Genomic DNA, 23,346 nt, shown 5'->3' with positions numbered 1-23,346 from the left:
AGCGCCAACCTGCAGTCGTCGGTGGTCTCGCTCGCCTCCCAGGGCGGCGGGGGCGGCGGCCTGCCGGTCGCACCGCCGGCCCGTCCCGTCCCGGGCCAGCCGGACTTCACCGGCTGACCCGTCACGACCGCAGCGCCCCGGACGTCCACCCCCGTCCGGGGCGTTGTCGTGCGTCGGCACGCACCTGGTCCGTGACGACCGTCTCGCGTGCCGTGCCTGACGCGCCGGTGCCGTCCACCGCGGCCCGTGCGAAGAGCTGGGCACCTCGCAGCTGAGGGGGGCGGCGCCGGCGGTCGCGACACCGAGCCGGCCACGTCACCCGCTGGGCCTCGCGCCCGGTCGCTCAGCCGCAGCTTCGGGTCACCTCGCGCACGTACCACGAGTGCAGGAGGAGGAAGTCGAAGTCGTAGACGTCCTGCTCGTCGGCGACGAGCCGCACCTGCCCGGCACCCTGCAGGTCCTGCACCTCGCTCGTGCAGTCGTCGACGACCAGCCTGACCGCGACCGTCACGCTCCCGTCGTCCCGACCCGGCACCGTGACGGGGAGCGAGGGCTCGCTCGTGAACCGCACCCCGGGGGGTCCCACCACCTCGAGGACACGGGGGCCCGGACCCGTGGACCGCAGGGTGACGACGAGCTCGCCGTCGTCGCCGACCGACATCTGCTGCGTCCGCACCGGTCCCAGGTCGCCGGCGTCGCACACCGACTGGACCAGCACGTCCGGGGTCACCGGGAACGCGCCCACCTCGGAGGCGTCGACCCAGGTGCGGCGTGCGTCGGCGCCGGTGACGCCGACCCGGAGCGTCCCCTCGTCGCCGCCCGGGGCCGGTCGTCGCCCGCGCTCGCAGTCGTCGGCCTGCACGACCACGTCGTGCCGGGCGTGGCCACCGGGGGCGACGCGGACCGGCTCGTCGAGCACGACGCCGACGGCCGGGGCGCCGGCACCGGGCGTCGGACCCGCGTCCAGGTCGACGGCGTCGACCACGACCTCCCCCCGGCCCGCGTTCACCACGTTCAGCACCATGCTGATCCCGTCGCCGCCCGGGAAGCCACCCCCGTCGCCGAACTCGAGCCACGCGACCACCCGGGGCTCGTCGGCACCCGCGCCCAGCACCGCGGCGGTCGCCCCGGCGCCCACCAGGGCCGCGACGACCGCGGCACCCACCACCGCGCCGGCGGCACGACCGCGGGCGCCCGCCAGGAGCCACCGGACGGACGAGGTCGGGCGGTCGACGGCCGGCGTCACGGGGTCGCCGGTGAGCGACAGCTCGGGAGCCTGCGCGTGGTCGTCCGAGCGGCCCGGCGCGGCCACCGCGGCGTCCTGCGACCCGGTCCCCATCACCTCGCGGCTCATCCGGCCCCCTGGCGCCCCTCGTCCGTGCGCCGGTCGAGCCGACGGTCCGCACAGTGTGCACGGGCGCGGCGCGGCGCAGGCGGAACCCCCGTCAGGGCGGGCACGGTGCGCCGGTGGCGCGACTCACCGTGCCGGGCGCCCACCGGGCCGCGTACACCACCTCCAGGCAGTCCCCCTCGCGCACACCCCCCAGCCGCAGGTGGTCGACGTGCTCGGCGTCCCAGCACAGCGACCCCTCCGGGGCGTCGACGCACACGTCCGACGCGGTCGCCGACGTCACCAGCGCCGAGGTCCGCAGCGCCGGCGTGGGCCGGGTCAGCACCAGGGCGGCCACGACGACGAGACCCACCAGCACGGGGGTCGTCAGGCGCGTCAGGGCGCCGGCACCTGTTCCGGGCACGATCACGTCAACGGCAGGTGCCGCTGCGACCTGTAGCCCCGGGCATGAGCCGATGGGGCGGTGTCCGGGCGTCCGTGCTCAAGTAGGCGGTGCGGGGCGCCGACAGGTGCCGCATGGTCCGGTCGCGGGAGGGGGGCGTCGTCGGCGCGCCCGCGTCCCGCGCCGCCCTCGTCCGCGCCGCCCTCGTCCCTGCCGCGCTCGTGCGGTGGCTCCCGACCGGCCGCACCCTGCCCGACACCGACTGGGCTCGCCGCCACCGGTGGGTCGTCGTCCTGCTCGCGCTGCACGCGGTCGGTCTGCCGCTGCTCGCGATCGCCCGCGGCCACGACGTGCGCGACTCCCTGCTGCAGGGGGCGGGCATCGCCCTCCTCGCCCTCGCCGCGAGCTGGGGCCGGCTGCCGCGGGGCGCCCGGTCCGCGCTGGGTGCGATCGGGCTCGTGATCTGCTCCAGCGTGCTGGTCGACATCTCCGGCGGCGCGATCGAGGCGCACTTCCACTTCTTCGTCATGGTGCCGGTCGTCGCGATGTACGAGGACTGGTCGCCGTTCGGCCTGGCCGTCGCCTACGTGCTGTTCGAGCACGGGGTGGTCGGCACCCTGTCCCCCCACTCGGTCTTCTCCCACCAGGGTGCGCACGAGGACCCCTGGCTGTGGGCCGCCGTGCACGCCGGCTTCTTCGCCGCGGCGTGCATCGGCGCCCTGGTGAACTGGCGATTCGCCGAGGACGCCCGCCGGAGCCTGACCTCGGCGGTCTCGGCCTACGACCACCAGGCCCACCACGACCAGCTGACCGGGCTGGCCAACCGCACCCACCTCGCCCGTGTCGGCCAGGACGCGGTCGAGCGCGCCCGCGTCGTCGGCGAGCCGGTGTCGCTGCTGATGATCGACCTCGACCGGTTCAAGGAGGTCAACGACACCCTCGGCCACACCTGGGGCGACGACCTGCTGGTCCAGGTCGCCCGCCGGCTGTCGGCGTCCACCCGACCGGGCGACGCGCTCGTGCGGCTGGGCGGGGACGAGTTCGCCCTCCTGCTCCCGGGCGGCGCCCCGGACGCGGCGGCCGCGGCCGCCGCCCGCCTGCAGGCGGCCCTGCACGCCCCGTTCGACGTGGCCGGCGTCGAGCTGGACGTCGACGCCAGCGTCGGCGTCGCCAGCTGGGACCCCGTCGGCGGGGCGCAGCCGACCGACGTCGTCGCCGACCTGCTGCGGCGCGCCGACATCGCCATGTACGAGGCCAAGGCGTCCACCGGCGGCGTGCGGGTCTACGCCGACGCCGACGACGTCGCGAGCCTGGACCGCCTCACCCTGCTGACCGACCTGCGCCGCGGCATCGCCGCCGGCGAGCTCGTGCTCGACTACCAGCCCAAGGTCCGCATCGACGGCGGCGGCGTCGTGGGCGCGGAGGCGCTCGTGCGCTGGCGCCACCCGCAGCGCGGCCTGCTCGCACCCGCGGCCTTCCTGCCGCTGGCCGAGACGACGGCGCTGATGCGCCCCCTCACCCAGACCGTCCTCGGGCTCGCGCTGGACGACGCGACCCGCTGGTGGCGGGCCGGCACGCCCGTCCAGGTCGCCGTGAACATCTCGGCGACCTCCCTGCAGGACGACGACTTCGCCGCCGGCGTCCTCGCGCAGCTGGGCGGCCGCGGCCTGCCGCCCGAGCTGCTGCGGCTGGAGCTGACCGAGACGGCGATCATGTCCGACGCCGCCCAGGCGGGGCGCACCCTCAGCGCCCTGGCCGAGCACGGCATCGGGGTGTCGATCGACGACTTCGGCACCGGCTACTCCTCGATGAGCTACCTGCGCGCGCTGCCCGTCGACGAGCTGAAGGTGGACCGGTCCTTCGTGATGGGGCTCGGCACGGACCTCGGCCCCGGCGCGTCGGACGACGCCGTACCGGGCGGCGCCGACGACATCGCCATCGTCACCTCGGCCATCCAGCTCGCGCACAGCCTGGGCATGACGGTCGTCGCCGAGGGCATCGAGAACGGCGACGCGCTCGCCGAGCTCGAGCGGCTCGGCTGCGACACCGCCCAGGGCTACCACCTCGCGCGGCCGATGCCCGCCGAGGCGCTCACCCGGTGGCTCGACGCCCACGGGACGCCGCCGGCCACGACGGCCGTGCCCCGCCCCCGGCGGGCGCAGCCCGAGCCCGCGACCAGCTAGTGCATCGGCACCGGCGTCCCCGGTGCGCCCGCGCGATCTCGACCCGAACCCCTGTCAGACGGCCGGCGAGCGGCCTACCGTCGCAGCATGTCGCCGCAGGTCCAGGGGCAGGTGCCCACGCAGGGCACCGTCGCCGCGCGCACCGACCGGTCCGCCGTCGCGACGCCCTACGACGAGGCCGCGCGCGCGGTCGGCGAGCGGCCGCTGACCCGCGACGAGGTGGCCGTGATCATGACCGTCACCGGACCCGTCCGGGACCGCTGACCGGCGCCACCCGACGGCGCCGCGCGGACGTCACGCGGACGGCGCCGCCGCGCTGGCCCGCACGACCAGGACGGGGTGGACGGCCTCGCTGGACGCCGTGCCGCCGTCGAGCAGCCGCAGGACCAGGTCGACGCACTGGCGCCCGAGCGCGGCGAAGTCCTGGCGCACCGTCGTGAGCGGCGGTGAGAGGAAGGCCGCCTCGGGGATGTCGTCGAAGCCGACGACGCTGACGTCGTCGGGCACGCGCAGCCCGGCCTCGGTCAGCGCGCGCAGCACGCCGAGCGCCATCTGGTCGTTGGCGACGAAGACCGCGGTGACCGGCTCCCCCGCGGCCCGGCGGGCCACGAGCCGCAGGCCGGCCTCGTGGCCGGACGCCGCGGTCCAGTCGCCCGCCTCGACCTCGGGCACCGGCGCCGACGTCGCCTTGAGGGTCAGCCGCCACGCCTCGACGCGGGCCCGGGCCTCCTGCGAGTCGTGCGGGCCTCGGACGTGGTGCACCGTGCGGTGCCCGAGCCCGAGCAGGTGCCGCGTGGCCAGCCCCGCCCCCTCGAGCTGGTCGACCGACGCCGTCGGCACGTCGCCGTGCGCCGCCTGCACCGCGACGAGCGGCACCGGGACGCGCAGGCCCGCGATGGCGTGCACGGCGGCGTCGTAGGTGGCCTGCACGACCACGGCGTCGACCGACTGCGCGACGAACCGGTCGACGGCCTCGGTCATCGCCTCCGGCGACAGGTCGTCGAGGATGGTGACGCCCAGCCCGTACCCCGCTCCGCGCACGGCCTCCTCGAGCCCCAGCATGGTGTGCGCCGGGCCGTACTGGCTGATGTTCACCGTGACGAGCCCGATGGTGCGGTTCGACCGGGTCACCAGCGCGCGCGCCGCGGCGTTGGGCCGGTAACCGAGCTCGGCGATGGCGGCGCTCACCCGCGCGCGGGTGCCCGGTGCGACGCTGGGGTGGTCGTTGATGACGCGCGAGACGGTCTGGTACGACACGCCCGCACGGCGGGCGACGTCGGCCATGACCGGCGCGCGCCCCGCCTCGTTGACCGACACGGTGGCCCTCCCCCTGGCGACGGACCGGTCCGCCGCGGCTCACTTCGCGGCGGCGGCCCGACGCTTGTTGTAGACGTCGAAGGCGACGGCGAGCAGCAGCACCAGGCCCTTGACCACCGACTGGATCGGCTGCTCCACGCCCATGAGCTGCATGCCGTTGCTCATCACGGCCATGATCAACCCGCCGACCATCGCCCCGGTCACCGTACCGATGCCGCCGGTCACGGCCGCGCCCCCGATGAAGACGGCCGCGATCGCGTCGAGCTCGAACATGTTGCCCGCGCTCGGCTGGGCGCCGTTCGAGCGGGCAGAGAAGATCACGCCGGCGATGCCGGCGAGCATCCCCATGTTGACGAAGATCATGAAGTTGGTGCGCTTGACGTTGACGCCGGACAGCTGCGCCGCGGACAGGTTGCCGCCGATCGCGTAGACCTGGCGCCCGAAGACGCTGCGCTTCATCACCACGGCGTAGGTGAGGACGAGCACGGCCAGGATGATGAGGACGATCGGCAGGCCGCGCGCCGTCGACAGGCGCCACGCGAAGGCCATCACGACGGCACCGACGGCGAGCACCTTCAGCACGAACAGCGGGAACGACTCCACCGCCTGCTCGTAGCGGATGCGCGCCATCCGGGTGCGGAACTGGCTGACGGCGTACCCGGCGACGGCGACCGCGCCGATCAGCAGGGTGAAGGCGTCGTACCCGTACCCGCCGAGCAGCCCGTTGAGGAAGCCGCTCGCGATCCGCGCGTACTCGCCGGGGAACGGCGACAGCGAGAGGTTGTCGAGCACGATCTGGGTGAGGCCGCGGAACAGGAGCATGCCGGCGAGGGTGACGATGAAGGCCGGGATGCCGACGTAGGCCACCCAGAACCCCTGCCAGACACCGACGACCACGCCGACCGCGATGGCGGCGAGGACGCCGACCCACCACGGCTGGCCCTCGCGGATGACGAGGATCGCCGACACCGCGCCGGTGAGCGCGACGACCGACCCGACCGACAGGTCGATGTGGCCGCCGACGATGACGATGACCATGCCGATCGCCAGGACGAGGATGTAGCTGTACTGGAGCACCAGGTTCGTGATGTTGCCCGGCGACAGCGAGACGCCGTCGGTGAGGATCGCGAACAGGCCGACGATGACCACGAAGGCCACGAAGATGCCGCTCTGGCGCATGTTGCGGGTGACCAGCTGCACCAGGTTGCTGGAGCCGGAGTGCAGCGCCGCCGACGCGGTGGCGCCGGTGTCGTCGTCGCCGGGGCCCTTGCCCGGTCCGGGCGACTTGGTCAGGGCGGTGGTCATCGGGTCAGCTCCTTGTCCGTGGTGGCCTGTCGCGTCATCAGCTCCATGAGCCGCTCCTGCGTCGCCTCGGCGACGGGGACCTGGCCGGTGATGCGCCCGGCCGACAGCGTGTAGATGCGGTCGCAGATGCCGAGCAGCTCGGGCAGCTCGGAGGAGATGACGACGATCGCCTTCCCCTCGGCGACGAGGCGGTTGATGATCGTGTAGATCTCGAACTTCGCGCCGACGTCGATGCCGCGGGTCGGCTCGTCGAGGATCAGCACGTCGGGATCGGTGAAGATCCACTTCGACAGCACGACCTTCTGCTGGTTGCCGCCCGAGAGCTTGCCGGTGAGCGAGGCGACGCTGGGCGCCTTGATGTTCATGCTCTTCCGGCTGGCCTCGGCGACCTTCGTCTCCTCGTTGTCGTTCACCCAGCCGCCGCGGCTGAGCTTGCCGAGCCCAGCCGCCGAGACGTTGCGCCGGATGTCGTCGATGAGGTTCAGCCCGTACTTCTTGCGGTCCTCGGTGACGTACGCGATGCCGTTCGCGATGGCCCGCGGCACGGTGTCGACCTTGACCGGCTTTCCGTGCACCAGGACGCGCCCGGCGACGTGGCGGCCCCACGACCGGCCGAACACGCTCATCGCGAGCTCGGTGCGCCCGGCACCCATCAGGCCGGCGATGCCGACCACCTCGCCGGCGCGGACGTCGATCGAGACGTCCTTGACCACCGTGCGGTCCTGGGTGGGGTGGCGCACCGTCCACCCCTCGACCCGGAGCACCTCCGGGCCGGGCGCGACGTGCTCGCGGGGCGGGTAGCGGTGCTCGAGGTCGCGGCCGACCATGCCGCGGATGATGCGGTCCTGCGACACCAGCAGCTCGCCGTCCGGGCCGCGCATCGGCAGCGTCTCGATGGTGCGGCCGTCGCGGATGATCGTGGTGGTGTCGGCGATCTCCTCGATCTCGTTCAGCTTGTGCGAGATCATGATCGAGGTGATGCCGCGCTGCTGCAGCGAGCGCAGCAGCCCGAGCAGGTGCGCCGAGTCGGTGTCGTTCAACGCCGCCGTGGGCTCGTCGAGGATGAGCAGGCGCACGTCCTTGCTCAGCGCCTTGGCGATCTCGACGAGCTGCTGCTTGCCCACGCCGAGCTGGCCGACGGGCGTCACCGCGCCCTCGCGCAGGCCCACCTGCGCCAGCAGCCGGTCGGCGTCGGCGTTGGCGCGGTTCCAGTCGATCAGCCCGCCGCGGCCGCGACGCTCGTTGCCGAGGAAGATGTTCTCGGCGATCGACAGGTGCGGTACGAGTGCGAGCTCCTGGTGGATGATGACGACCCCGTGGTGCTCGCTGTCGCGGATCGACGAGAAGTGCACCGGAGTCCCGAACAGCTCGATCTGGCCGTCGTAGCTGCCCGCCGGGTACACGCCGGAGAGCACCTTCATCAGCGTCGACTTGCCGGCGCCGTTCTCGCCGCAGATCGCGTGGATCTCGCCGCGCCGCACGGACAGCTCGACGTCGGACAGCGCCGCGACGCCGGGGAACGTCTTGGTGATTCCGCGCATCCGCAGCGCGAGGTCGTGCTCAGGCACCGTCGCCCTCTCTCCGTCGTCCGGTCGTGCCGGTTCCTGCTGTGGGACCGGGGCCCCGGGCCGGCAGCCGGTGCTGCCGACCCGGGGGTCCGGGGTGTCGTGCTGGTGGAGCGGTCGTGCTGGTGGAGCGTCGTGCGGGTCAGCCGGCCTGGCCCGCCGCGACCTCCTCGGCCGTCCAGTAGCCGGTGTCGACGAGCTCGGCCTGGATGTCGTCGGCGAACACCGTGACCACCGGGAGCAGGTACGACGGCACGACCTTCACGCCGTTCTCGTACGTCTCGGTGTCGTTCGCCTCCGGCTCGCCGCCCTCGAGGTAGGCCTCGGCCGCGATCACGGCCTGCTCGGCGAGCAGGCGCGTGTCCTTGAAGATCGTCGAGGACTGCACGCCGTCGGCGATCAGCTTGACCGAGGCGATCTCGGCGTCCTGGCCGGTGACGACCGGCATCGGCTGGGCGCCGCCCTCGAGCGTCGGGCCGTAGCCGGCGTTCGACAGCGCGGTGATGATGCCCCGCGAGAGGCCGTCGTACGGCGAGAGCACGCCGTCGACGCGGCTGCCGTCGTTGTACGTCGACGTCAGCAGGTCCTCCATGCGCTTCTGCGCGGTCTCCTGCTGCCAGCGCAGGGTCGCGACCTGCTCGATCTCTACCTGGCCCGACTTCACGACGAGCGTGCCGTCGTCGATCTTCGGCTGGAGCACGCTCATCGCGCCGTCGAAGAAGAAGAAGGCGTTGTTGTCGTCGAGCGAGCCGGCGAACAGCTCGATGTTGAACGGCCCGGTGGCGCTCTCGCCGCCGAGGCCCTCGAGCAGTGCCTCCGCCTGGGCGACGCCGACCGCGAAGTTGTCGAACGTCGTGTAGAAGTCGACGTTCTCGGTGTCGCGGATCAGCCGGTCGTAGCTGATCACCGGGATGTCCTGGTCGGCGGCGTTCTGCAGCTGGGCCGCGAGCGCGGTGCCGTCGATCGCGGCGATGATCAGGGCGTCCGCGCCCTGGGTGATCATCTGGTCGACCTGCTGCGACTGCGTGGGGATGTCGTCGTTCGCGTACTGCAGGTCGACGGTGTAGCCCTTCTCCTCGAGCTGCTCCTTGACGTTGTTGCCGTCGGCGATCCACCGCTCGGACGTCTGCGTCGGCATCGAGACGCCGATCGTCAGGTCCTCGGGGGCCGCGTCGGTCGCACCGCCACCGCCGCCGCCGTTGCCACCCGCACCCTCGCCGCCGCAGGCGGCCAGTCCGAGCGCGAGCGCCGCGCCCACCGCCAGGAAGCTGAGCTTCTTGCTGCTCACAGGTTCTCCTCGTCCTCTCGCCTGCCGCTCGCTGGGCGGCTGGTCGCGCCATCGCGGCCTGCCCCGATTGTGAACGCTCACACTCCGGCCGCGTCAAGTCCTCCGAACGGTCCATCTGGCTCACGGTTTGGTAACGGCTCGTCGGAGGGGCCTGGTCTTGACGATCGCGGTGTGAACGTTCACAGTCGTGCCAGGGAGCCGTGGGCGTCGACCGCACGGCCCCGCGTCCCCGTCCCCGACAGGCACCGGAGGCCCGCGCATGACCGCCGTGACGGACGCGCAGCAGGCGATCGCCGAGCTGCGCCGCCAGGTGAGCGACCTGCACCGCGAGCTGGTGCGCTACGGCCTCGTCGTCTGGACGGCCGGCAACGTCTCGGCCCGCGTCCCCGGCCACGACCTGATGGTCATCAAGCCGTCCGGGGTCTCCTACGACGACCTGACGCCGGCGTCGATGGTGGTGTGCGACCTGCACGGCCGCGTGGTCGACGGCGAGCACGCGCCGTCGTCCGACACCGCGGCGGCGGCGTACGTCTACCGCGAGATGCCGCACGTCGGCGGCGTCGTGCACACGCACTCGACGTACGCGACGGCCTGGGCCGCGCGGGCCGAGCCCATCCCCTGCGTCCTGACGATGATGGCCGACGAGTTCGGCGGCGACGTCCCCGTCGGACCGTTCGCGCTCATCGGCGACGACTCGATCGGGAAGGGCATCGTCGACACCCTGCGCGGGTCGCGCAGCCGCGCGGTGCTGATGGCCGGGCACGGCCCGTTCACGATCGGCTCCGACGCCCGCGACGCCGTCAAGGCCGCGGTGATGCTCGAGGACGTCGCGCGGTCGGTGCACGTCGCGCGCCAGCTGGGTGAGCCGCCGCGCATCCCCCCGGCCGACGTCGACTCCCTCTTCGACCGCTACCAGCACGTCTACGGCCAGCGCTGAGCCGCAGTCGCCACCAGCCACCACCAGGAGGTCCCGTGCCCGCCATCCCCGTCCGCCCGCTCCAGGTCTGGTTCCTCACCGGCAGCCAGGACCTGTACGGCGAGGAGACCCTCCGCCAGGTCGCCGACCAGTCGCGCGCCGTGGCCGAGCAGCTCGGCGCCGAGGGCGACCTGTCGGTCGAGGTCGTGTGGAAGCCGGTGCTCAAGGACGCGGCGGCGGTGCACCGCGCGGTGCTCGAGGCGAACGCCGACCCGGACTGCGCCGGGGTGGTCACCTGGATGCACACGTTCTCGCCGGCGAAGATGTGGATCACGGGCGTCGACGCGCTGCGCAAGCCGCTGCTGCACCTGCACACCCAGGCCGGGGCGGCGCTGCCGTGGTCGTCCATCGACATGGACTTCATGAACCTCAACCAGGCGGCGCACGGTGACCGCGAGTTCGGCCACGTCACAGCGCGTCTCGGCGTCGCCCGGTCGGTCGTCGCGGGCCACGTGTCGAACCCTGTCGTCCGCGAGCGCGTCGCGGTGTGGACCCGTGCCGCCCGCGCCGTGCACGAGCTGCGCTCGATGCGGCTCGCCCGCTTCGGCGACAACATGCGCGACGTCGCGGTCACCGAGGGCGACAAGGTCGAGGCCCAGCTGCGGTTCGGCGTGTCGGTGAACACCTACGCCGTGACCGAGCTCGCCGACCTGGTCGACCAGGCGCCCTCGGACGCCGTCGACGACCTGGTGACCGAGTACGCCGACGCCTACGACGTGGCCGCCGAGCTGCTGCCGGGCGGCGAGCGGCACGAGTCGCTGCGCGTCGGCGCCGCGATCGAGTGGGGCCTGCGCTCGTTCCTGGAGGCCGGTGGCTTCACCGCGTTCACCTCGAACTTCGAGGACCTCGGGCGGCTGCGGCAGCTGCCCGGCCTGGCGGTGCAGCGCCTGATGGCCGACGGGTACGGGTTCGGCGGCGAGGGCGACTGGAAGACCTCGGTGCTGCTGCGCACGACGAAGGCGATGGCCGCCGGACGCCCGGGCGGCACGTCGTTCATGGAGGACTACACCTACGACCTCGCGACGCCCGGCGAGGAGAAGATCCTCGGCGCCCACATGCTCGAGGTCTGCCCGACGATCGCCGCCGGCCGGCCGAGCCTGGAGGTGCACCCGCTGGGCATCGGCGGCAAGGAGGACCCCGTCCGCCTGCGGTTCACCGCCGCGCCCGGCGAGGCGGTCGTCGTCGGCCTGAGCGACCTCGGCGACCGGTTCCGCCTGACGCTCAACGAGATCGACGTCGTCGAGCCCGACGAGCCGCTGCCGAACCTGCCCGTCGCCTGCGCGGTGTGGGAGCCGCGGCCCGACTTCGCGACCTCGACCGAGGGCTGGATCCTCGCGGGCGCACCCCACCACACCGTGCTGTCGACCGCGGTCGGCACCGCCGAGTTCCGCGAGCTCGCCGAGATGCTGCGCACCGAGCTGGTGGTGGTCGGCGACGGCACCACGACGCACGGGCTCCGCGAGTCGCTGCGGGCGTCGGCGGCGTACCACCGGCTCGCCGGCCGGCTGGTGTGACCACGACGGTGCCGGACGCCCGCGCCGTCCTCGAGGCGGGAGACGCCGTCCTCGGGATCGAGCTGGGGTCGACCCGGATCAAGAGCGTGCTCGTCGACCGCACCGGCACGGTGCTCGCCACCGGCGGCCACGCCTGGGAGAACCGGCTCGTCGACGGCGTCTGGACCTACGACGAGGACGACGTCGTCGCCGGCCTGCAGGCCTCGTTCCGCGCCGTGTGCGACGACGCCGAGGCCCGGCACGGCGCGCGCCCGACCGCCCTCGCCGCGCTCGGGGTGTCGGCGATGATGCACGGCTACCTGGCCCTCGACGCCGACGACCGCCTGCTGGTGCCGTTCCGCACCTGGCGCAACACGAGCACCGAGCGCGCCGCGGGCCTGCTCACCGACGAGCTCGGCGTGAACATCCCGCTGCGCTGGTCGGTGGCGCACCTGTACCAGGCGGTCCTCGACGCCGAGCCGCACCTGCCGCGGCTCGCCCGGATCACGACGCTGGCCGGACTCGTGCACCACCGGCTCACCGGCGAGCACGTCCTCGGCGTCGGCGACGCGTCGGGCGTGTTCCCGGTCGCCGCGGACGGCTCGGGGTACGACCTCGACCTCGTCCGGCGGTTCGACGCCCTGCTGACCGCCGCGCGCCCCGGCGCGGGCGTGCTCGACCTGCTCCCCCGCGTCGCGTCGGCCGGCGCGACCGCGGGGCACCTGACCGCCGAGGGTGCGCGTCTGCTCGACCCCGCGGGGACGCTCGAGGCGGGGGCTCCGCTGTGCCCGCCGGAGGGCGACGCCGGCACCGGCATGGTGGCGACGAACGCGATCGCGCCGCGCACCGGCAACGTCAGCGTCGGGACCAGCGTGTTCGCGATGGTCGTGCTCGAGGAGCCGCTCACCCGCGTCCACGCCGAGGTCGACCTGGTGACGACGCCCGACGGGCACCCGGTCGCGATGGTCCACTGCAACAACGGCGCGAGCGAGCTCGACGCCTGGGCGGGCGTCTTCGCCCGGTTCGCCGCCGCTGCCGGCCACGAGCTCGGTCCGGACGAGGTCTTCGGGGTGCTGCTGCGCGAGGCGCTCGAGGCCGACCCGGACGCCGGCGGCCTGCTGGCGTACAACAACCTCTCCGGCGAGCCCGTCACCGGGCTCGAGGAGGGCCGTCCGCTCGTGCTGCGCACGCCCGGCAGCCGCCTCACCCTCGGGTCGTTCGTGCGCGCCCAGGTCTACGCGGCGTTCGCCGCGCTGGCGCTCGGCATGCGGGTCCTCGACGACGAGGGCGTCCGGCTCGACGTGCTGGTCGGCCACGGCGGCGTCTTCCGCACCGCGCAGGTCGCGCAGCGGATGCTCGCCGCCGCGCTCGACACCCCGGTCGCGGTCGACGACCGCGCGGGCGAGGGCGGCGCGTGGGGCATCGCGGTGCTCGCCTGCTACCTCGTGAGCGACGGCGAGGCCGACCTGCCGACCTGGCTCGCCGAGCACGTCTTCGCCGGCGGCACGGCGCAGGTCGTCGAGCCGGACGCGGACGACGTGACGGGCTTCGCCGACTTCCTCGATCGGTACGAGCGCGGCCTGGCCGTCGAGCGCGCGGCGGTCGACCACACCTGACCGGGTGTGCGTCGTGCCGCCGCCCGGCGGCGCGCGCGTCGTACGGTGTCGGGATGAGGCTGGGCCGCAGGCCGCCGCCGGCCGTGGAGCTCGACGCGCTGCCACCTGAGGTGCGCCGCGCCGTCGAGGCCGCCATGACCGGCGCAGAGGTGCGGGTGCGGCGCCGCGGCCGCGACGTCGGCTCGCTGTCCTTCCGCGCCGCCGTGCTCGAGGGCGTGGTGCAGACGCCCGCGGCACCACCGCCCCCGCCGCCCGAGGTGCCCGACGGAGTGCTCGTCGTCGCGACGGCGATGCGCCTGTCCTCCTCCGCCCGCCGGACCCTCGCCGAGCGGTTCGGCCCCGGCTACCTGGTGCTCGACCTGCACGACGCCCCGGACACGACCGACGTCCTGCTGATCAACCCCGTGAGCCCGCAGCTGCTCTCGCGCCTCCAGCACCGCTTCCCGCGGGCCCGCGTCGTCGTCACCGAGATCGACGACGACGAGCTGGGCGTCTCGTACGTCGGCCCGGTCAGCCGGCTGCTGGACGCAGGAGCGGCCGCGTACCTGCCCCCGCGCGACCTGGACGGCGTCGCGGCGGCCGTCGACGCCTACCTCACCCGTGACCGCGTGGCGCTCGGTCGCGGGGGCACCCCGGGCGACCTCCCCGCCCTCGACGCGATCGTCCGCGACCGCCGCACGGGGACGCCGGTACCGCCGACGGCGTAGCCGCGCAGCGGATCCGGTCACCCGTTCGCGGCGGTCTTTGACGCGCCCGTCACCGTCCGCGACGATGGCGCCGCCGGGCGGGGTGGCCCGGCGTGCGGGACGACGTGGAGGTCGGGGTGCAGGTGCAGGAACGACGGGTCGCGCTCGACCTGGGGCAGCCGGCGCTGGAGCAGTGGTGCGAGGTGTGCGCCGGCACCGGCAAGGCGCACAGCGCCGCCTGGGCCCGCTGGGACGAGGAGCACGCGCGGCTGAGCGTGCAGGCCGTGGACGCCTGGCGCGAGCCGATCCTGCAGGACATCGTCCGCGAGCAGCTCGCCGACCTCACCGCGGGCATCCCGGACGAGCCGCGGGTCGGGCCGTGCGGCAGCTGCGACGGCAGCGGCACCGCGCTCACCCCGTTCGGTCGGGCCGTCCTCGACCTGGTGCGTCGCCACCTGGGCTGACCCGTCGCCTACTGTCGGCGCATGCGCGTCGTGGTGGTCGGTGGCAGCGGGCACGTCGGTACCTACCTGGTCCCCCGGCTGGTCCGCGGCGGGCACGAGGTGGTCGTCGTCTCGCGGGGGCAGCGCTCCGCGTACACCCCCGACGAGGCCTGGTCGCAGGTGCAGCAGGTGCACCTCGACCGCGAGGCCGAGGACCGCGCCGGCACCTTCGCCGCACGACTGCTCGAGCACGATCCCGAGGCCGTCGTCGACCTGGTGTGCTTCACGGTCGACTCGGCCGCCGCGCTCGTCGAGGGCCTGCGGGGCCGCGTCGAGCACCTCGTGCACTGCGGCTCGATCTGGCGCTACGGCCCCAGCCGCGTCGTCCCCGTGACCGAGGAGAACGCGTCCCCGCCGCTCGGCGACTACGGCACCGCCAAGGCCGCGATCGTTCGGCTGCTGCGCGACGAGACCGCCTCCGGCGGGCTGGTCACGACGTCGCTGCACCCGGGGCACATCAGCGGCCCCGGCTGGGAGCCGATCGGCCCCCTCGGCAACCTCGACCTCGGCGTGTGGCGCACGCTGTCCGCGGGCGAGCCGCTCGCCGTGCCCGGGTTCGGGGCCGAGCTGCTGCACCACGTGCACGCCGACGACGTCGCGCAGGCCTTCGAGCTCGCGATCGAGCGCCGTTCGGCCGCAGCGGGTCTGGCCCTCGACGTCGTCGCGCCGACGGCCACGACGGTGCGGGGCCTCGCCGAGGCCGGCGCGTCGTGGTTCGGCCGCGAGGCCGACCTGCGCCACGTCGGCTGGGACGAGTTCCGCGCCTCGACCACGGACGAGCTCGCCGAGCAGAGCCACGACCACCTCGTCCGCAGCCACCACGTCTCGATCGAGCGCACCCGCGAGGTGCTCGGCTACGCCCCGGTGTGGCACGCGCAGGACGCCGTGCTCGACGCCGTCCGCCGGCTGGTGGCCGACGGACGGCTCGAGCCCGCCGCCCCGCTCGTCGTCTGAGTACCCGCGCGCGAGGGGCCGCCCTCAGCCGACGAGGTGCTCGATCGCCAGCTGCTGCAGGCGCACGAAGCCGAAGTCGCGCTGCGCGGCGGCCTCGGGGTCGAAGCCGTCGTCGCCGGCGAGCAGGTCCTGCACGGTCTCGCCCTCGGCCAGCGTCGGCTCCGCGAGGTCGAGCACGCCGGCGTACGCCATCGCCTCCTGCACCCGCGCGTCGGCCCGGAACGCGGCCGCCTTCTCGGCGAGCAGCAGGTAGGTCTGCATGCACGCCTTCGCCGACTCCCACACGCCGTCCATGTGCTCGGTGCGCGAGGGCTTGTAGTCGAAGTGGCGGGGCCCGGTGTAGCGCGGCCCGTCGGGGTAGGCCGGGAAGCCGTTCTCCAGCAGGTCGACCGTGAAGAACGCCGAGATGAGGTCGCCGTGGCCGAAGGCGAGGTCCTGGTCGTACTTCAGACCGCGCTGGCCGTTGAGGTCGATGTGGAAGAGCTTGTCGCTCCACAGCGCCTGGCCCAGCCCGTGCGTGTAGTTGAGGTTGGCCATCTGCTCGTGGCCGGTCTCGGGGTTCAATCCCACGATGTCGCCGTGCTCGAGCTCGGCGATGAGCGCCAGGGCGTGGCCGGCCGTCGGCAGGAAGATGTCGCCGCGCGGCTCGTTCGGCTTGGGCTCCAGCGCGATCCGCAGGTCGTACCCCTGCGCCTTGATGTGACCTGCGACGGTGTCGAGCCCTTCCTTGTACCGCTCCATCGCCGCGAAGACGTCCTTGGACCCGTCGTACTCGCTGCCCTCGCGGCCGCCCCACATCACGAACGTCGTGGCGCCGAGGTCGGCGGCCAGGTCGACGGCCCGCAGGATCTTGCGGAGCCCGAACCGGCGCACGCCGCGGTCGTTCGAGGTGAGGCCGCCGTCCTTGAAGACGGGGTGGCTGAAGGTGTTGGTGGTGACCATCTCGATCACCAGGCCCGCGGCGTCGGTGGCCGAGCGGAACCGGTCGACGATCGAGGCGGCGGTCGCGGCGTCGGCGTCGAACGGGAAGACGTCGTTGTCGTGGAACGTGACGCCCCACGCGCCGAGCTCGGCGAGCTTCTCGGCGTACTCCCACGGGTCGAGCGCCGGACGGCTCGGACCGCCGAACGGGTCGGTACCCGTCCAGCCCACCGTCCAGAGACCGAAGGAGAACTTGTCGTCGGGCGTGGGCTGGCGAACCATCGGGACTCCTCGTCGAGTATTAGTTGTGCGCTGCAACTTAAGCCGTCGTTCGGCTAGGGTCAAGCGGTGACCGGTTCCGCACGAGCCCCGAAGGCCCACGGGCGCAGCGGGTCCCGCCAGGGAGCGCTGCGCGAGGCGAACCTCGGGCTCGTGCTGCGGTCCGTCCTCGCGGCCGGGGTCCCGCCCTCGCGCGCAGCCGTGGCCGACGCGACCGGGCTGACCCGCTCCACGGTGTCGCGGCTCGTCGACGACCTCGTGGCCGCCGGCCTGCTCGACGAGCTCGAGCCGGCGACGTCGGGCCGCGGGCGTCCCGCCACCCCGCTCGTCGGCGGCAGCGGGGTCGCTGCGCTCGGCCTGCAGGTGAACGCGACGTTCGTGGCAGCCCGGCTGCTCGACCTGCGCGGCCGCGTCGTGGCCGGGGCCGTGGTCGCGGGCCAGCACGTCGGCAGCAGGCCCGCCCCGGTGCTGCGCCGGCTGTCGCGGGTCGCCGAGGAGGTGCTCGAGCGGGCACCGACCGGCACCCGCGTCGTCGCCGCGGGCCTCGCGCTGCCGGGTCTGGTCGAGCCGACGACCGGGCGGCTCCTGCTCGCGCCGAACCTCGGCTGGTCCGACGTCGACGTCGCGGCACGCGTCGACCTGCCCGCGGCGCTCCGGTCGACCCTGCACGTCGGCAACGAGGCGGACCTCGCCGCGCACGCGGTCGCCGAGCGCGTCCCGGGGCGACCGGGTCCGGTGAGCGACTTCGTCTACGTCTCGGGCGAGACCGGCGTCGGCGGTGCCGTCGTCGTCGACGGCCGGGTGATGCGTGGACGTCACGGGTGGGCGGGCGAGATCGGCCACGTCTGCGTCGACCCCGCCGGGCCCGCCTGCCCCTGCGGCTCCACCGGCTGCCTCGAGCGCTACGCCGGCCGCGGGGCGCTGCTGGCCGCCGCCGGGCTCGAGCCAGGAGCGGCGACCGCCGACCTGGTCGAGCGGGCCGGGGCGGGCGACGCCTCCGCTCGCGAGGCCGTCGCCGTCGCGGCGCGCGCCCTCGCCGTGGCCCTGGCCGGGGTGGTGAACGTCGTCGACATCCCGGCGATCGTGCTCGGCGGGCACCTCGGGGTGCTGGGCGACCTGCTGCGTCCCGACCTGGACGCCGGGCTGCGACGCCGTGCGCTCTCGGCCCGCTGGACAGCGCCCGTCGTGCGCACGGCCGACCCCGACGACGCCCCCGGCGCCACCGGTGCGGCCCTGCACGGCCTGGCCGAGGTGGTCGCGCACCCCGGACGGTTCGCAGGCTGAACCCAGCCCACCACCTGCGGCCCCGGCCGACCCCGACCGATTCGTCCCCGCGAGCCCCTTGCGTTCGGTAACGATATCGATAACGTTCTACACGTTCGAACCCGTTGCAGTGCAAAGGAGCACTCCATGAGAACAGGCAGACTCGTCGCCGCCCTCGGGCTGGCGGCGGCCGCCGCGGTCGTCGCGACCACGCTGGCCACCCCGTCGGCGGTCGCCGGCCGCCGACCGGCCCCACCGCAGGAGCAGACGCTCCAGGCGCTGGCCGACCGGCACAAGCTGGCGATGGGCACGGCGATCAGCAACGACGCCCTCGACGACCCCACGTACCGCGAGATCGCCTCCACCGAGTTCTCGACGGTGACCGCAGAGAACGTCATGAAGTGGGAGACGCTGGAACCCGTTCGCGGGCAGTACGACTGGGCCGCCGCCGAGGAGTTCATGGCGTTCGCCGCGACCAACGAGCAGCGGGTGCGCGGTCACGTGCTGGTGTGGAACAACCAGCTGCCGGCGTGGCTGACGCAGGGGGTCGAGGACGGCACCATCTCCGACACCGAGCTGCGGGGCATCCTGCGCAACCACGTGAAGACCGTCGTCTCGCACTTCAAGGGCCGGATCTGGCAGTGGGACGTCGTCAACGAGGCCGCCACCGACCCGTGGGACAGCCCGGACGGCGAGATCACGTACAAGGGTTTCTGGGCCGAGCACCTCGGCCCGGACTACGTGGCCGACTCGTTCCGGTGGGCGCGCGAAGCCGACCCGAAGGCGCTGCTGTTCTACAACGACTACAACATCGACGCCTTCGGCGACGGCGGGCCGCTCGACAAGACCCAGTTCGTCTACGACATGGTGAAGGACCTCAGGCGCAAGGGCGTACCGATCGACGGCGTGGGCAGCCAGGCGCACCTGTCGACGCGGTACGGCAACTACACCGCGTTCCAGGTGCAGGACATGCTCGACCGGTTCGCCGGCCTCGGCGTGGCGACGGCGCTCACCGAGGTCGACGTGCGCAACCTGCTGCCCGAGGAGCCCACGAGCGACGCGCTCAACCCGCTGCTGCAGGCCCAGGCCTACGACTACAGCGCGCTGCTGCGCGGGTGCCTGGCGAGCAGGCACTGCATCTCTTACACCGTCTGGGGCTTCGACGACGGCCACAGCTGGACCAACACCTGGGACTTCGGCGACGGCCCCGGCCGCGAGGCGATGGCCGCGATCTACGACGCGCAGTACCAGCCGAAGCCGGCGTACCGCTCGCTGCAGTCCGACCTGGCCTCGACCACCACCCAGCCGCGGATCCGCCAGCGTCCCAGCCGCTGACGACCACCGGTCCCCGGCACCCCGGCGAGCTCAGTCGTCGGGGTGCCGGGGGACGGTGAACGTCCACCCGTCGGCGAGCGCCTCGCCGACCACGCGTCGCACCGCGGCGACCGTCCCCCGGCGGTCGCCGCCGCCGTCGTGCACGAGCAGCAGCCCGCCGGGGCGCAGCGCCGCGCGCAGGTTCCGCTCGAGCACCCCGACGTGCTGGGTGCGCCAGTCGTCGATCGTCCCCGTCACACCGAGCGGCTGGAGGCCGAGCCGCACGGCCACCGCGGCGGTGCGGCCCCAGCTCCCGTTCGCCGCGCGGTACCACCGCACCGGCGCCGACCCGACCGCCCGCTCGATCTCGCGCGACGTGCGGACCAGCGAGCGCTCCACCTCCTCCTCGGGCGCAGCGCCGAGATCGGCGAAGTCCCAGCCGTGGTTGGCGAGCAGGTGTCCCTCGGCCACGGTGCGCCGCAGCACGTCCGGCGCCGCGCGCACCCCCTCCCCCACGACGCAGAACGTGGCGACGACACACAGGTCGGTGAGGACGTCGAGCAGCGCCGGCGTGTCGGCGGCAGGCCCGTCGTCGACGGTGAGCGCGACCACGCGCCCGTCGCCGCGCGCCTGCACCACCGGGTTCTCGACCAGCACCCGCCACCTCCGTCCGTCCGCGTTTCGATAACGTTATCGACAACGATTGACGACCTGGGGTCCGCGGTGTCAGGTTGGGCCCGGCACCCCCACTCTCTCAACGACGAGGAGCCCACCAGGATGACAAGGACCCGGGTCACGCAGGCGCTGACCCTCGGCACCGCCGCGGTGCTGCTGGCCGCGTGCGGCACCGGCAGCGAGGGCACGAGCAGCGGCGAGACGGACTCGCAGGACGGTTCCACCATCACCTGGTGGCACAACTCCAACACCGACCCCGGCAAGGCCTACTACGACGAGGTCGCCGCCCAGTTCGAGGCCGACCACCCGGGCGTCACCGTCGAGGTCAGCGCCATGCAGCACGAGGACATGCTGACCAAGCTCGACGCGGCCTTCCAGGGCGGCGACGCCCCGGACGTCTACATGGAGCGCGGCGGCGGCGAGCTGGCCGACCACGTCGAGGCGGGGCTCACCAAGGACCTGACCGACGTCGCGGCCGACGAGATCGACAAGCTCGGCGGCTCGGTCGCCGGGTGGCAGGTCGACGGCAAGACCTACGCCCTGCCGTTCTCGGTCGGCGTGGTGGGGTTCTGGTACAACAAGGCGCTCTTCGAGCAGGCCGGCGTCACCGAGACCCCGACCACCCTCGAAGACCTGCTCGCGACCGCCGACACGATCAAGCAGGCCGGCATCGAGCCGATCTCGGTCGGCGCCGGCGACAAGTGGCCGGCCGCGCACTACTGGTACTACCTGGCGCTGCGCGAGTGCCCGCAGGAGGTGCTCGAGGACGCCGTCCAGACCCTCGACTTCTCCGACGAGTGCTTCCTGCGCGCCGGCGAGGACCTGCAGTCGATCGTCGACGCGCAGCCCTTCAACCAGGGTTTCCTCGCCACCTCGGCGCAGACCGGACCGACCAGCGCCTCGGGCCTGCTCGCGACCGGCAAGGTGGCGATGGAGATGCAGGGCCACTGGGAGCCGGGGGTCATGCAGGGCCTGACCGAGGACAAGCAGGGGCTGGGCGAGGACCTCGGCTGGTTCCCCTTCCCGTCGGTCGACGGCGGCGAGGGCGACCAGACGGCCGCGCTCGGCGGCGGTGACGCCTGGGCCGTCTCGCAGGACGCACCCGACGTGGCCGTGGAGTTCGTGCAGTACCTGCTCTCCGACGAGGTCCAGCAGGGCTTCGCCGAGCGCGACATGGGCCTGCCGACCAACCCGGCCGCCGGCGACTCGGTCAAGGACCCGGCGCTGGCCGGCCTGCTCGAGGTGCGCGACGAGGCGCCGTACGTCCAGCTGTACTTCGACACCGCGTTCGGCCAGTCGGTCGGTGGCGCGATGAACGACGAGATCGCGTTGCTGTTCGCCGGTTCCACGACGCCGGAGGCCATCGTCGAGAAGACCCAGCAGGCGGCGGACGCGGAAGGGTGACCTCGGCCACCCGCGGCAGGACGGCTCCCGTCCCCACCGCCTCCTCCACCCCCGTCGCCGGGGCCGGCCGCGCGAGCGCGCGGCCGGCCCCCGGCGGGTCCCGCCGGCGCGGTCGCGTCCGCACCGCGCTCGAGGTCGCGATGTTCGTCGGCCCCGCGCTGGCGCTGTTCGCGGTCTTCGTCGTGTGGCCCGTCGTGCGCGCCGTCCAGTTCTCGTTCTACCGCTGGAAGGGCTTCGGCCCGCTCGTCGACTTCGTCGGCCTCGGCAACTACGTCACCGTGCTGCGCAACGACGTCTTCCAGGACGCGTTCGCGCACAACGTCGTCATCGTCGTGCTGTCCATCGTCGTGCAGCTGCCGCTGGGCCTCGCGATCGCGCTGCTGCTGAACCGGAAGATGCGCGGGCAGGGGGCGCTGCGCACCATCATCTTCGTCCCGTACGTGCTGTCCGAGGTGATCGCGGGCGTGGTGTGGCTGCAGCTGCTGCAGCCGAACTACGGCGTGGTCGACGCCCTGCTCGGTGCTGTCGGGCTGTCCGGGCCGGAGCAGGGGTGGCTCGGCACACCGGGTCTGGCGATGTACGCCCTGCTCGGCGTGCTCACCTGGAAGTACCTCGGCCTGGCCGTCCTGCTCTTCCTGGCCGGCCTGCAGGGCGTGCCGGACGAGCTGGTCGAGGCCGCGCAGCTCGACGGCGCCTCGTGGTGGCAGGTGCAGCGCCGCATCACCGTGCCCCTGCTGGGCCCCACCATCCGCACCTGGGCGTTCCTGTCGATGATCGGGTCGATCCAGCAGTTCGACATGGTCTGGATCCTCACGGGGGGCGGACCCGCCAACGCCACGACCACGATGGCGACCTTCCTCGTGACCGAGGGCACCAAGCGCTACAACTACGGCATCGCCACGGCGGCCTCGGTGATCCTGTTCGTGGTCGCCCTCGTCGCAGCGGTGGCCTACCAGGCGCTCGTGCTGCGTCGCGACGTCGGCGCCGCCGACGCGTCCGCCCGGCGAGGTGCGGTGTGACCGCGATCGACGTGCGCCGCCGCCCGCGCCGCTCCCCCGCGACCACGCCGCTGGTGCTGCTCGCCGCGCTCGTCGTGGTCGCGCTGACGCTGGGGCCGGTGCTGTACGCCGTCCTCGGCGGGTTCCGCACGAACGCCCAGCTCGCCGAGTCGCCGGCCGGCCTGCCCGACCCGTGGACCACGGCGAACTACGCGAAGGTGCTGGGCAGCAGCAGCTTCTGGACGTACGCGCTGAACTCCACGGCGATCGCGGCGATCACGACCGTCCTGACGGTCGGGCTGGGCCTGATGGCCGCGTACCCGTTGGCCCGGTACCAGTTCCGGTGGCGCGAGCCGCTGTACATGGTGTTCGTCGTCGGCCTGCTGTTCCCGCTGACGGTGGCGATCATCCCGCTCTTCGTCATCATCACGCGGCAGATGCACCTCGGTGACACCTGGTGGGGCGTCGCCCTGCCGCAGGCGGCGTTCTCGCTTCCGGTCACGGTGATCATCCTGCGGCCGTTCCTGATGGCGATCCCGACCGAGATCGAGGAGGCCGCCGTCGTCGACGGCGCCAGCCGGATCCAGTTCTTCTGGCGGGTCGTCGTGCCGCTGTCCGGGCCCGGCGCGGTGACGGTCGGCGTGCTCGCCTTCGTCGCGTCGTGGAACGCCTACCTGCTGCCGCTGCTGCTGCTGCAGGGCGACCGCCGCACGCTGCCCCTCGGCGTCGCCGACTTCTCCTCGCAGTACTCGTCCGACACCGCGGGCGTGTTCGCCTTCACCACCCTGGCCATGGTCCCCGCCCTCGTCTTCTTCCTCGCCCTGCAGCGCCGCATCGTGAACGGCCTGCAGGGCGCGGTCAAGGGCTGACCCA

21 protein-coding genes are annotated in these 23,346 nt (G+C 73.6%); 13 read left to right on the top strand and 8 right to left on the bottom strand.

What is annotated here, in order from left to right; genetic code table 11:
• Positions 1 to 343: 343 nt before the first annotated feature.
• Positions 344 to 1,354 (bottom strand): hypothetical protein, encoded by a 1,011-nt coding sequence (locus ACYVKY_RS19880; RefSeq protein WP_460436721.1) that lies wholly within the window; start codon positions 1,352 to 1,354, stop codon positions 344 to 346.
• A gap of 91 nt (positions 1,355 to 1,445) precedes the next feature.
• Entirely contained in the window at positions 1,446 to 1,754 is a 309-nt protein-coding gene (locus ACYVKY_RS19875; protein ID WP_460436720.1) for a hypothetical protein, read from the bottom strand.
• 113 nt (positions 1,755 to 1,867) lie between these two features.
• Here ACYVKY_RS19875 and ACYVKY_RS19870 point away from each other — a divergent pair, with 113 nt between their 5' ends.
• Both ACYVKY_RS19870 and ACYVKY_RS19865 read left to right on the top strand, forming a co-directional pair.
• Positions 1,868 to 3,916 carry a putative bifunctional diguanylate cyclase/phosphodiesterase gene (locus ACYVKY_RS19870; protein WP_460436719.1) on the top strand — a complete coding sequence of 683 codons (2,049 nt, stop codon included), beginning with the start codon at positions 1,868 to 1,870 and terminating at the stop codon, positions 3,914 to 3,916.
• Positions 3,917 to 4,003: 87 nt separating this feature from the next.
• Entirely contained in the window at positions 4,004 to 4,180 is a 177-nt protein-coding gene (locus ACYVKY_RS19865; RefSeq protein ID WP_460436718.1) for a hypothetical protein, read from the top strand.
• 30 nt (positions 4,181 to 4,210) lie between these two features.
• Here the strand turns inward: ACYVKY_RS19865 and ACYVKY_RS19860 are convergent, their stop codons facing one another.
• The 4 genes from ACYVKY_RS19860 to chvE form a co-directional block, all read right to left on the bottom strand.
• On the bottom strand, positions 4,211 to 5,233 hold the full coding sequence (locus tag ACYVKY_RS19860) for a LacI family DNA-binding transcriptional regulator (RefSeq protein ID WP_460436717.1): 1,023 nt from the start codon (positions 5,231 to 5,233) through the stop codon (positions 4,211 to 4,213).
• Between the two features lie 39 nt (positions 5,234 to 5,272).
• Positions 5,273 to 6,538 carry a multiple monosaccharide ABC transporter permease gene (mmsB, locus tag ACYVKY_RS19855; RefSeq protein WP_460436716.1) on the bottom strand — a complete coding sequence of 422 codons (1,266 nt, stop codon included), beginning with the start codon at positions 6,536 to 6,538 and terminating at the stop codon, positions 5,273 to 5,275.
• Positions 6,535 to 8,106: a multiple monosaccharide ABC transporter ATP-binding protein gene (gene mmsA / locus ACYVKY_RS19850; protein ID WP_460436715.1), complete on the bottom strand. Its 1,572-nt coding sequence runs from the start codon at positions 8,104 to 8,106 to the stop codon at positions 6,535 to 6,537. Before mmsA ends, mmsB begins: the two co-directional genes overlap by 4 nt.
• 139 nt (positions 8,107 to 8,245) lie before the next feature.
• Positions 8,246 to 9,391 (bottom strand): multiple monosaccharide ABC transporter substrate-binding protein, encoded by a 1,146-nt coding sequence (gene chvE, locus ACYVKY_RS19845; protein ID WP_460436714.1) that lies wholly within the window; start codon positions 9,389 to 9,391, stop codon positions 8,246 to 8,248.
• 259 nt (positions 9,392 to 9,650) lie between these two features.
• On the opposite strand from chvE, the gene ACYVKY_RS19840 reads away from it, so the two are divergent.
• From ACYVKY_RS19840 to ACYVKY_RS19815, 6 genes are all read left to right on the top strand, one after another.
• The gene (locus ACYVKY_RS19840) at positions 9,651 to 10,328 is read left to right on the top strand and encodes an L-ribulose-5-phosphate 4-epimerase (RefSeq protein WP_460436713.1); all 678 of its coding nucleotides are present in this window, start codon (positions 9,651 to 9,653) and stop codon (positions 10,326 to 10,328) included.
• A 35-nt stretch (positions 10,329 to 10,363) separates the two neighbouring features.
• Entirely contained in the window at positions 10,364 to 11,881 is a 1,518-nt protein-coding gene (gene araA / locus ACYVKY_RS19835; RefSeq protein WP_460436712.1) for an L-arabinose isomerase, read from the top strand.
• Positions 11,878 to 13,476 carry a xylulokinase gene (locus ACYVKY_RS19830; RefSeq protein WP_460436711.1) on the top strand — a complete coding sequence of 533 codons (1,599 nt, stop codon included), beginning with the start codon at positions 11,878 to 11,880 and terminating at the stop codon, positions 13,474 to 13,476. The genes araA and ACYVKY_RS19830 overlap by 4 nt, the downstream gene beginning before the upstream one ends.
• Positions 13,477 to 13,529: 53 nt before the next feature.
• Positions 13,530 to 14,183 carry a hypothetical protein gene (locus ACYVKY_RS19825; protein WP_460436710.1) on the top strand — a complete coding sequence of 218 codons (654 nt, stop codon included), beginning with the start codon at positions 13,530 to 13,532 and terminating at the stop codon, positions 14,181 to 14,183.
• Positions 14,184 to 14,275: 92 nt separating this feature from the next.
• Complete coding sequence (locus ACYVKY_RS19820) at positions 14,276 to 14,626, top strand: hypothetical protein (RefSeq protein WP_460436709.1); 351 nt, start codon at positions 14,276 to 14,278, stop codon at positions 14,624 to 14,626.
• Positions 14,627 to 14,647: 21 nt separating this feature from the next.
• Positions 14,648 to 15,619, top strand: a complete 972-nt coding sequence (locus ACYVKY_RS19815) for an NAD-dependent epimerase/dehydratase family protein (protein ID WP_460436708.1) — start codon at positions 14,648 to 14,650, stop codon at positions 15,617 to 15,619.
• Between the two features lie 24 nt (positions 15,620 to 15,643).
• Here the strand turns inward: ACYVKY_RS19815 and xylA are convergent, their stop codons facing one another.
• Positions 15,644 to 16,822: an apurinic/apyrimidinic endonuclease family protein gene (gene xylA / locus ACYVKY_RS19810; protein WP_460436707.1), complete on the bottom strand. Its 1,179-nt coding sequence runs from the start codon at positions 16,820 to 16,822 to the stop codon at positions 15,644 to 15,646.
• A 66-nt stretch (positions 16,823 to 16,888) separates the two neighbouring features.
• Between xylA and ACYVKY_RS19805 the strand changes: the two genes are divergently transcribed.
• The gene (locus ACYVKY_RS19805) at positions 16,889 to 18,103 is read left to right on the top strand and encodes an ROK family protein (RefSeq protein ID WP_460436706.1); all 1,215 of its coding nucleotides are present in this window, start codon (positions 16,889 to 16,891) and stop codon (positions 18,101 to 18,103) included.
• Positions 18,104 to 18,229: 126 nt separating this feature from the next.
• Positions 18,230 to 19,417, top strand: a complete 1,188-nt coding sequence (locus ACYVKY_RS19800) for an endo-1,4-beta-xylanase (protein ID WP_460436705.1) — start codon at positions 18,230 to 18,232, stop codon at positions 19,415 to 19,417.
• Between the two features lie 30 nt (positions 19,418 to 19,447).
• Here the strand turns inward: ACYVKY_RS19800 and ACYVKY_RS19795 are convergent, their stop codons facing one another.
• Positions 19,448 to 20,053: a polysaccharide deacetylase family protein gene (locus tag ACYVKY_RS19795; RefSeq protein ID WP_460436704.1), complete on the bottom strand. Its 606-nt coding sequence runs from the start codon at positions 20,051 to 20,053 to the stop codon at positions 19,448 to 19,450.
• Between the two features lie 120 nt (positions 20,054 to 20,173).
• Between ACYVKY_RS19795 and ACYVKY_RS19790 the strand changes: the two genes are divergently transcribed.
• Genes ACYVKY_RS19790 through ACYVKY_RS19780 form a run of 3 tightly spaced genes read left to right on the top strand, consistent with a single transcriptional unit; the run spans position 20,174 to position 23,342 of the window.
• The gene (locus ACYVKY_RS19790; RefSeq protein WP_460436703.1) at positions 20,174 to 21,475 is read left to right on the top strand and encodes a type 2 periplasmic-binding domain-containing protein; all 1,302 of its coding nucleotides are present in this window, start codon (positions 20,174 to 20,176) and stop codon (positions 21,473 to 21,475) included.
• Positions 21,472 to 22,494, top strand: coding sequence for a carbohydrate ABC transporter permease (locus tag ACYVKY_RS19785; protein WP_460436702.1), 1,023 nt, complete (start codon positions 21,472 to 21,474; stop codon positions 22,492 to 22,494). Before ACYVKY_RS19790 ends, ACYVKY_RS19785 begins: the two co-directional genes overlap by 4 nt.
• Positions 22,491 to 23,342 (top strand): carbohydrate ABC transporter permease, encoded by an 852-nt coding sequence (locus tag ACYVKY_RS19780; RefSeq protein WP_460436701.1) that lies wholly within the window; start codon positions 22,491 to 22,493, stop codon positions 23,340 to 23,342. Before ACYVKY_RS19785 ends, ACYVKY_RS19780 begins: the two co-directional genes overlap by 4 nt.
• Positions 23,343 to 23,346: the final 4 nt, after the last annotated feature.

The sequence above is a fragment of the Angustibacter speluncae genome (genome assembly GCF_054777815.1).
Note: the sequence above shows the minus strand (reverse complement) of the source record. Positions and strands in the feature narration are given on the sequence as shown.

What these genes read in the sequence shown, in the direction of transcription:
- ACYVKY_RS19790 (WP_460436703.1), top strand. Translation starts at nt 20,174, where the DNA reads ATGACAAGGACCCGGGTCACGCAGGCGCTGACCCTCGGCACCGCCGCG.
- ACYVKY_RS19815 (WP_460436708.1), top strand. Translation starts at nt 14,648, where the DNA reads ATGCGCGTCGTGGTGGTCGGTGGCAGCGGGCACGTCGGTACCTACCTG.
- ACYVKY_RS19880 (WP_460436721.1), bottom strand. Translation starts at nt 1,354, where the DNA reads ATGAGCCGCGAGGTGATGGGGACCGGGTCGCAGGACGCCGCGGTGGCC.
- ACYVKY_RS19865 (WP_460436718.1), top strand. Translation starts at nt 4,004, where the DNA reads ATGTCGCCGCAGGTCCAGGGGCAGGTGCCCACGCAGGGCACCGTCGCC.
- ACYVKY_RS19800 (WP_460436705.1), top strand. Translation starts at nt 18,230, where the DNA reads ATGAGAACAGGCAGACTCGTCGCCGCCCTCGGGCTGGCGGCGGCCGCC.
- ACYVKY_RS19840 (WP_460436713.1), top strand. Translation starts at nt 9,651, where the DNA reads ATGACCGCCGTGACGGACGCGCAGCAGGCGATCGCCGAGCTGCGCCGC.
- mmsB (WP_460436716.1), bottom strand. Translation starts at nt 6,538, where the DNA reads ATGACCACCGCCCTGACCAAGTCGCCCGGACCGGGCAAGGGCCCCGGC.
- ACYVKY_RS19825 (WP_460436710.1), top strand. Translation starts at nt 13,530, where the DNA reads ATGAGGCTGGGCCGCAGGCCGCCGCCGGCCGTGGAGCTCGACGCGCTG.
- xylA (WP_460436707.1), bottom strand. Translation starts at nt 16,822, where the DNA reads ATGGTTCGCCAGCCCACGCCCGACGACAAGTTCTCCTTCGGTCTCTGG.
- ACYVKY_RS19870 (WP_460436719.1), top strand. Translation starts at nt 1,868, where the DNA reads ATGGTCCGGTCGCGGGAGGGGGGCGTCGTCGGCGCGCCCGCGTCCCGC.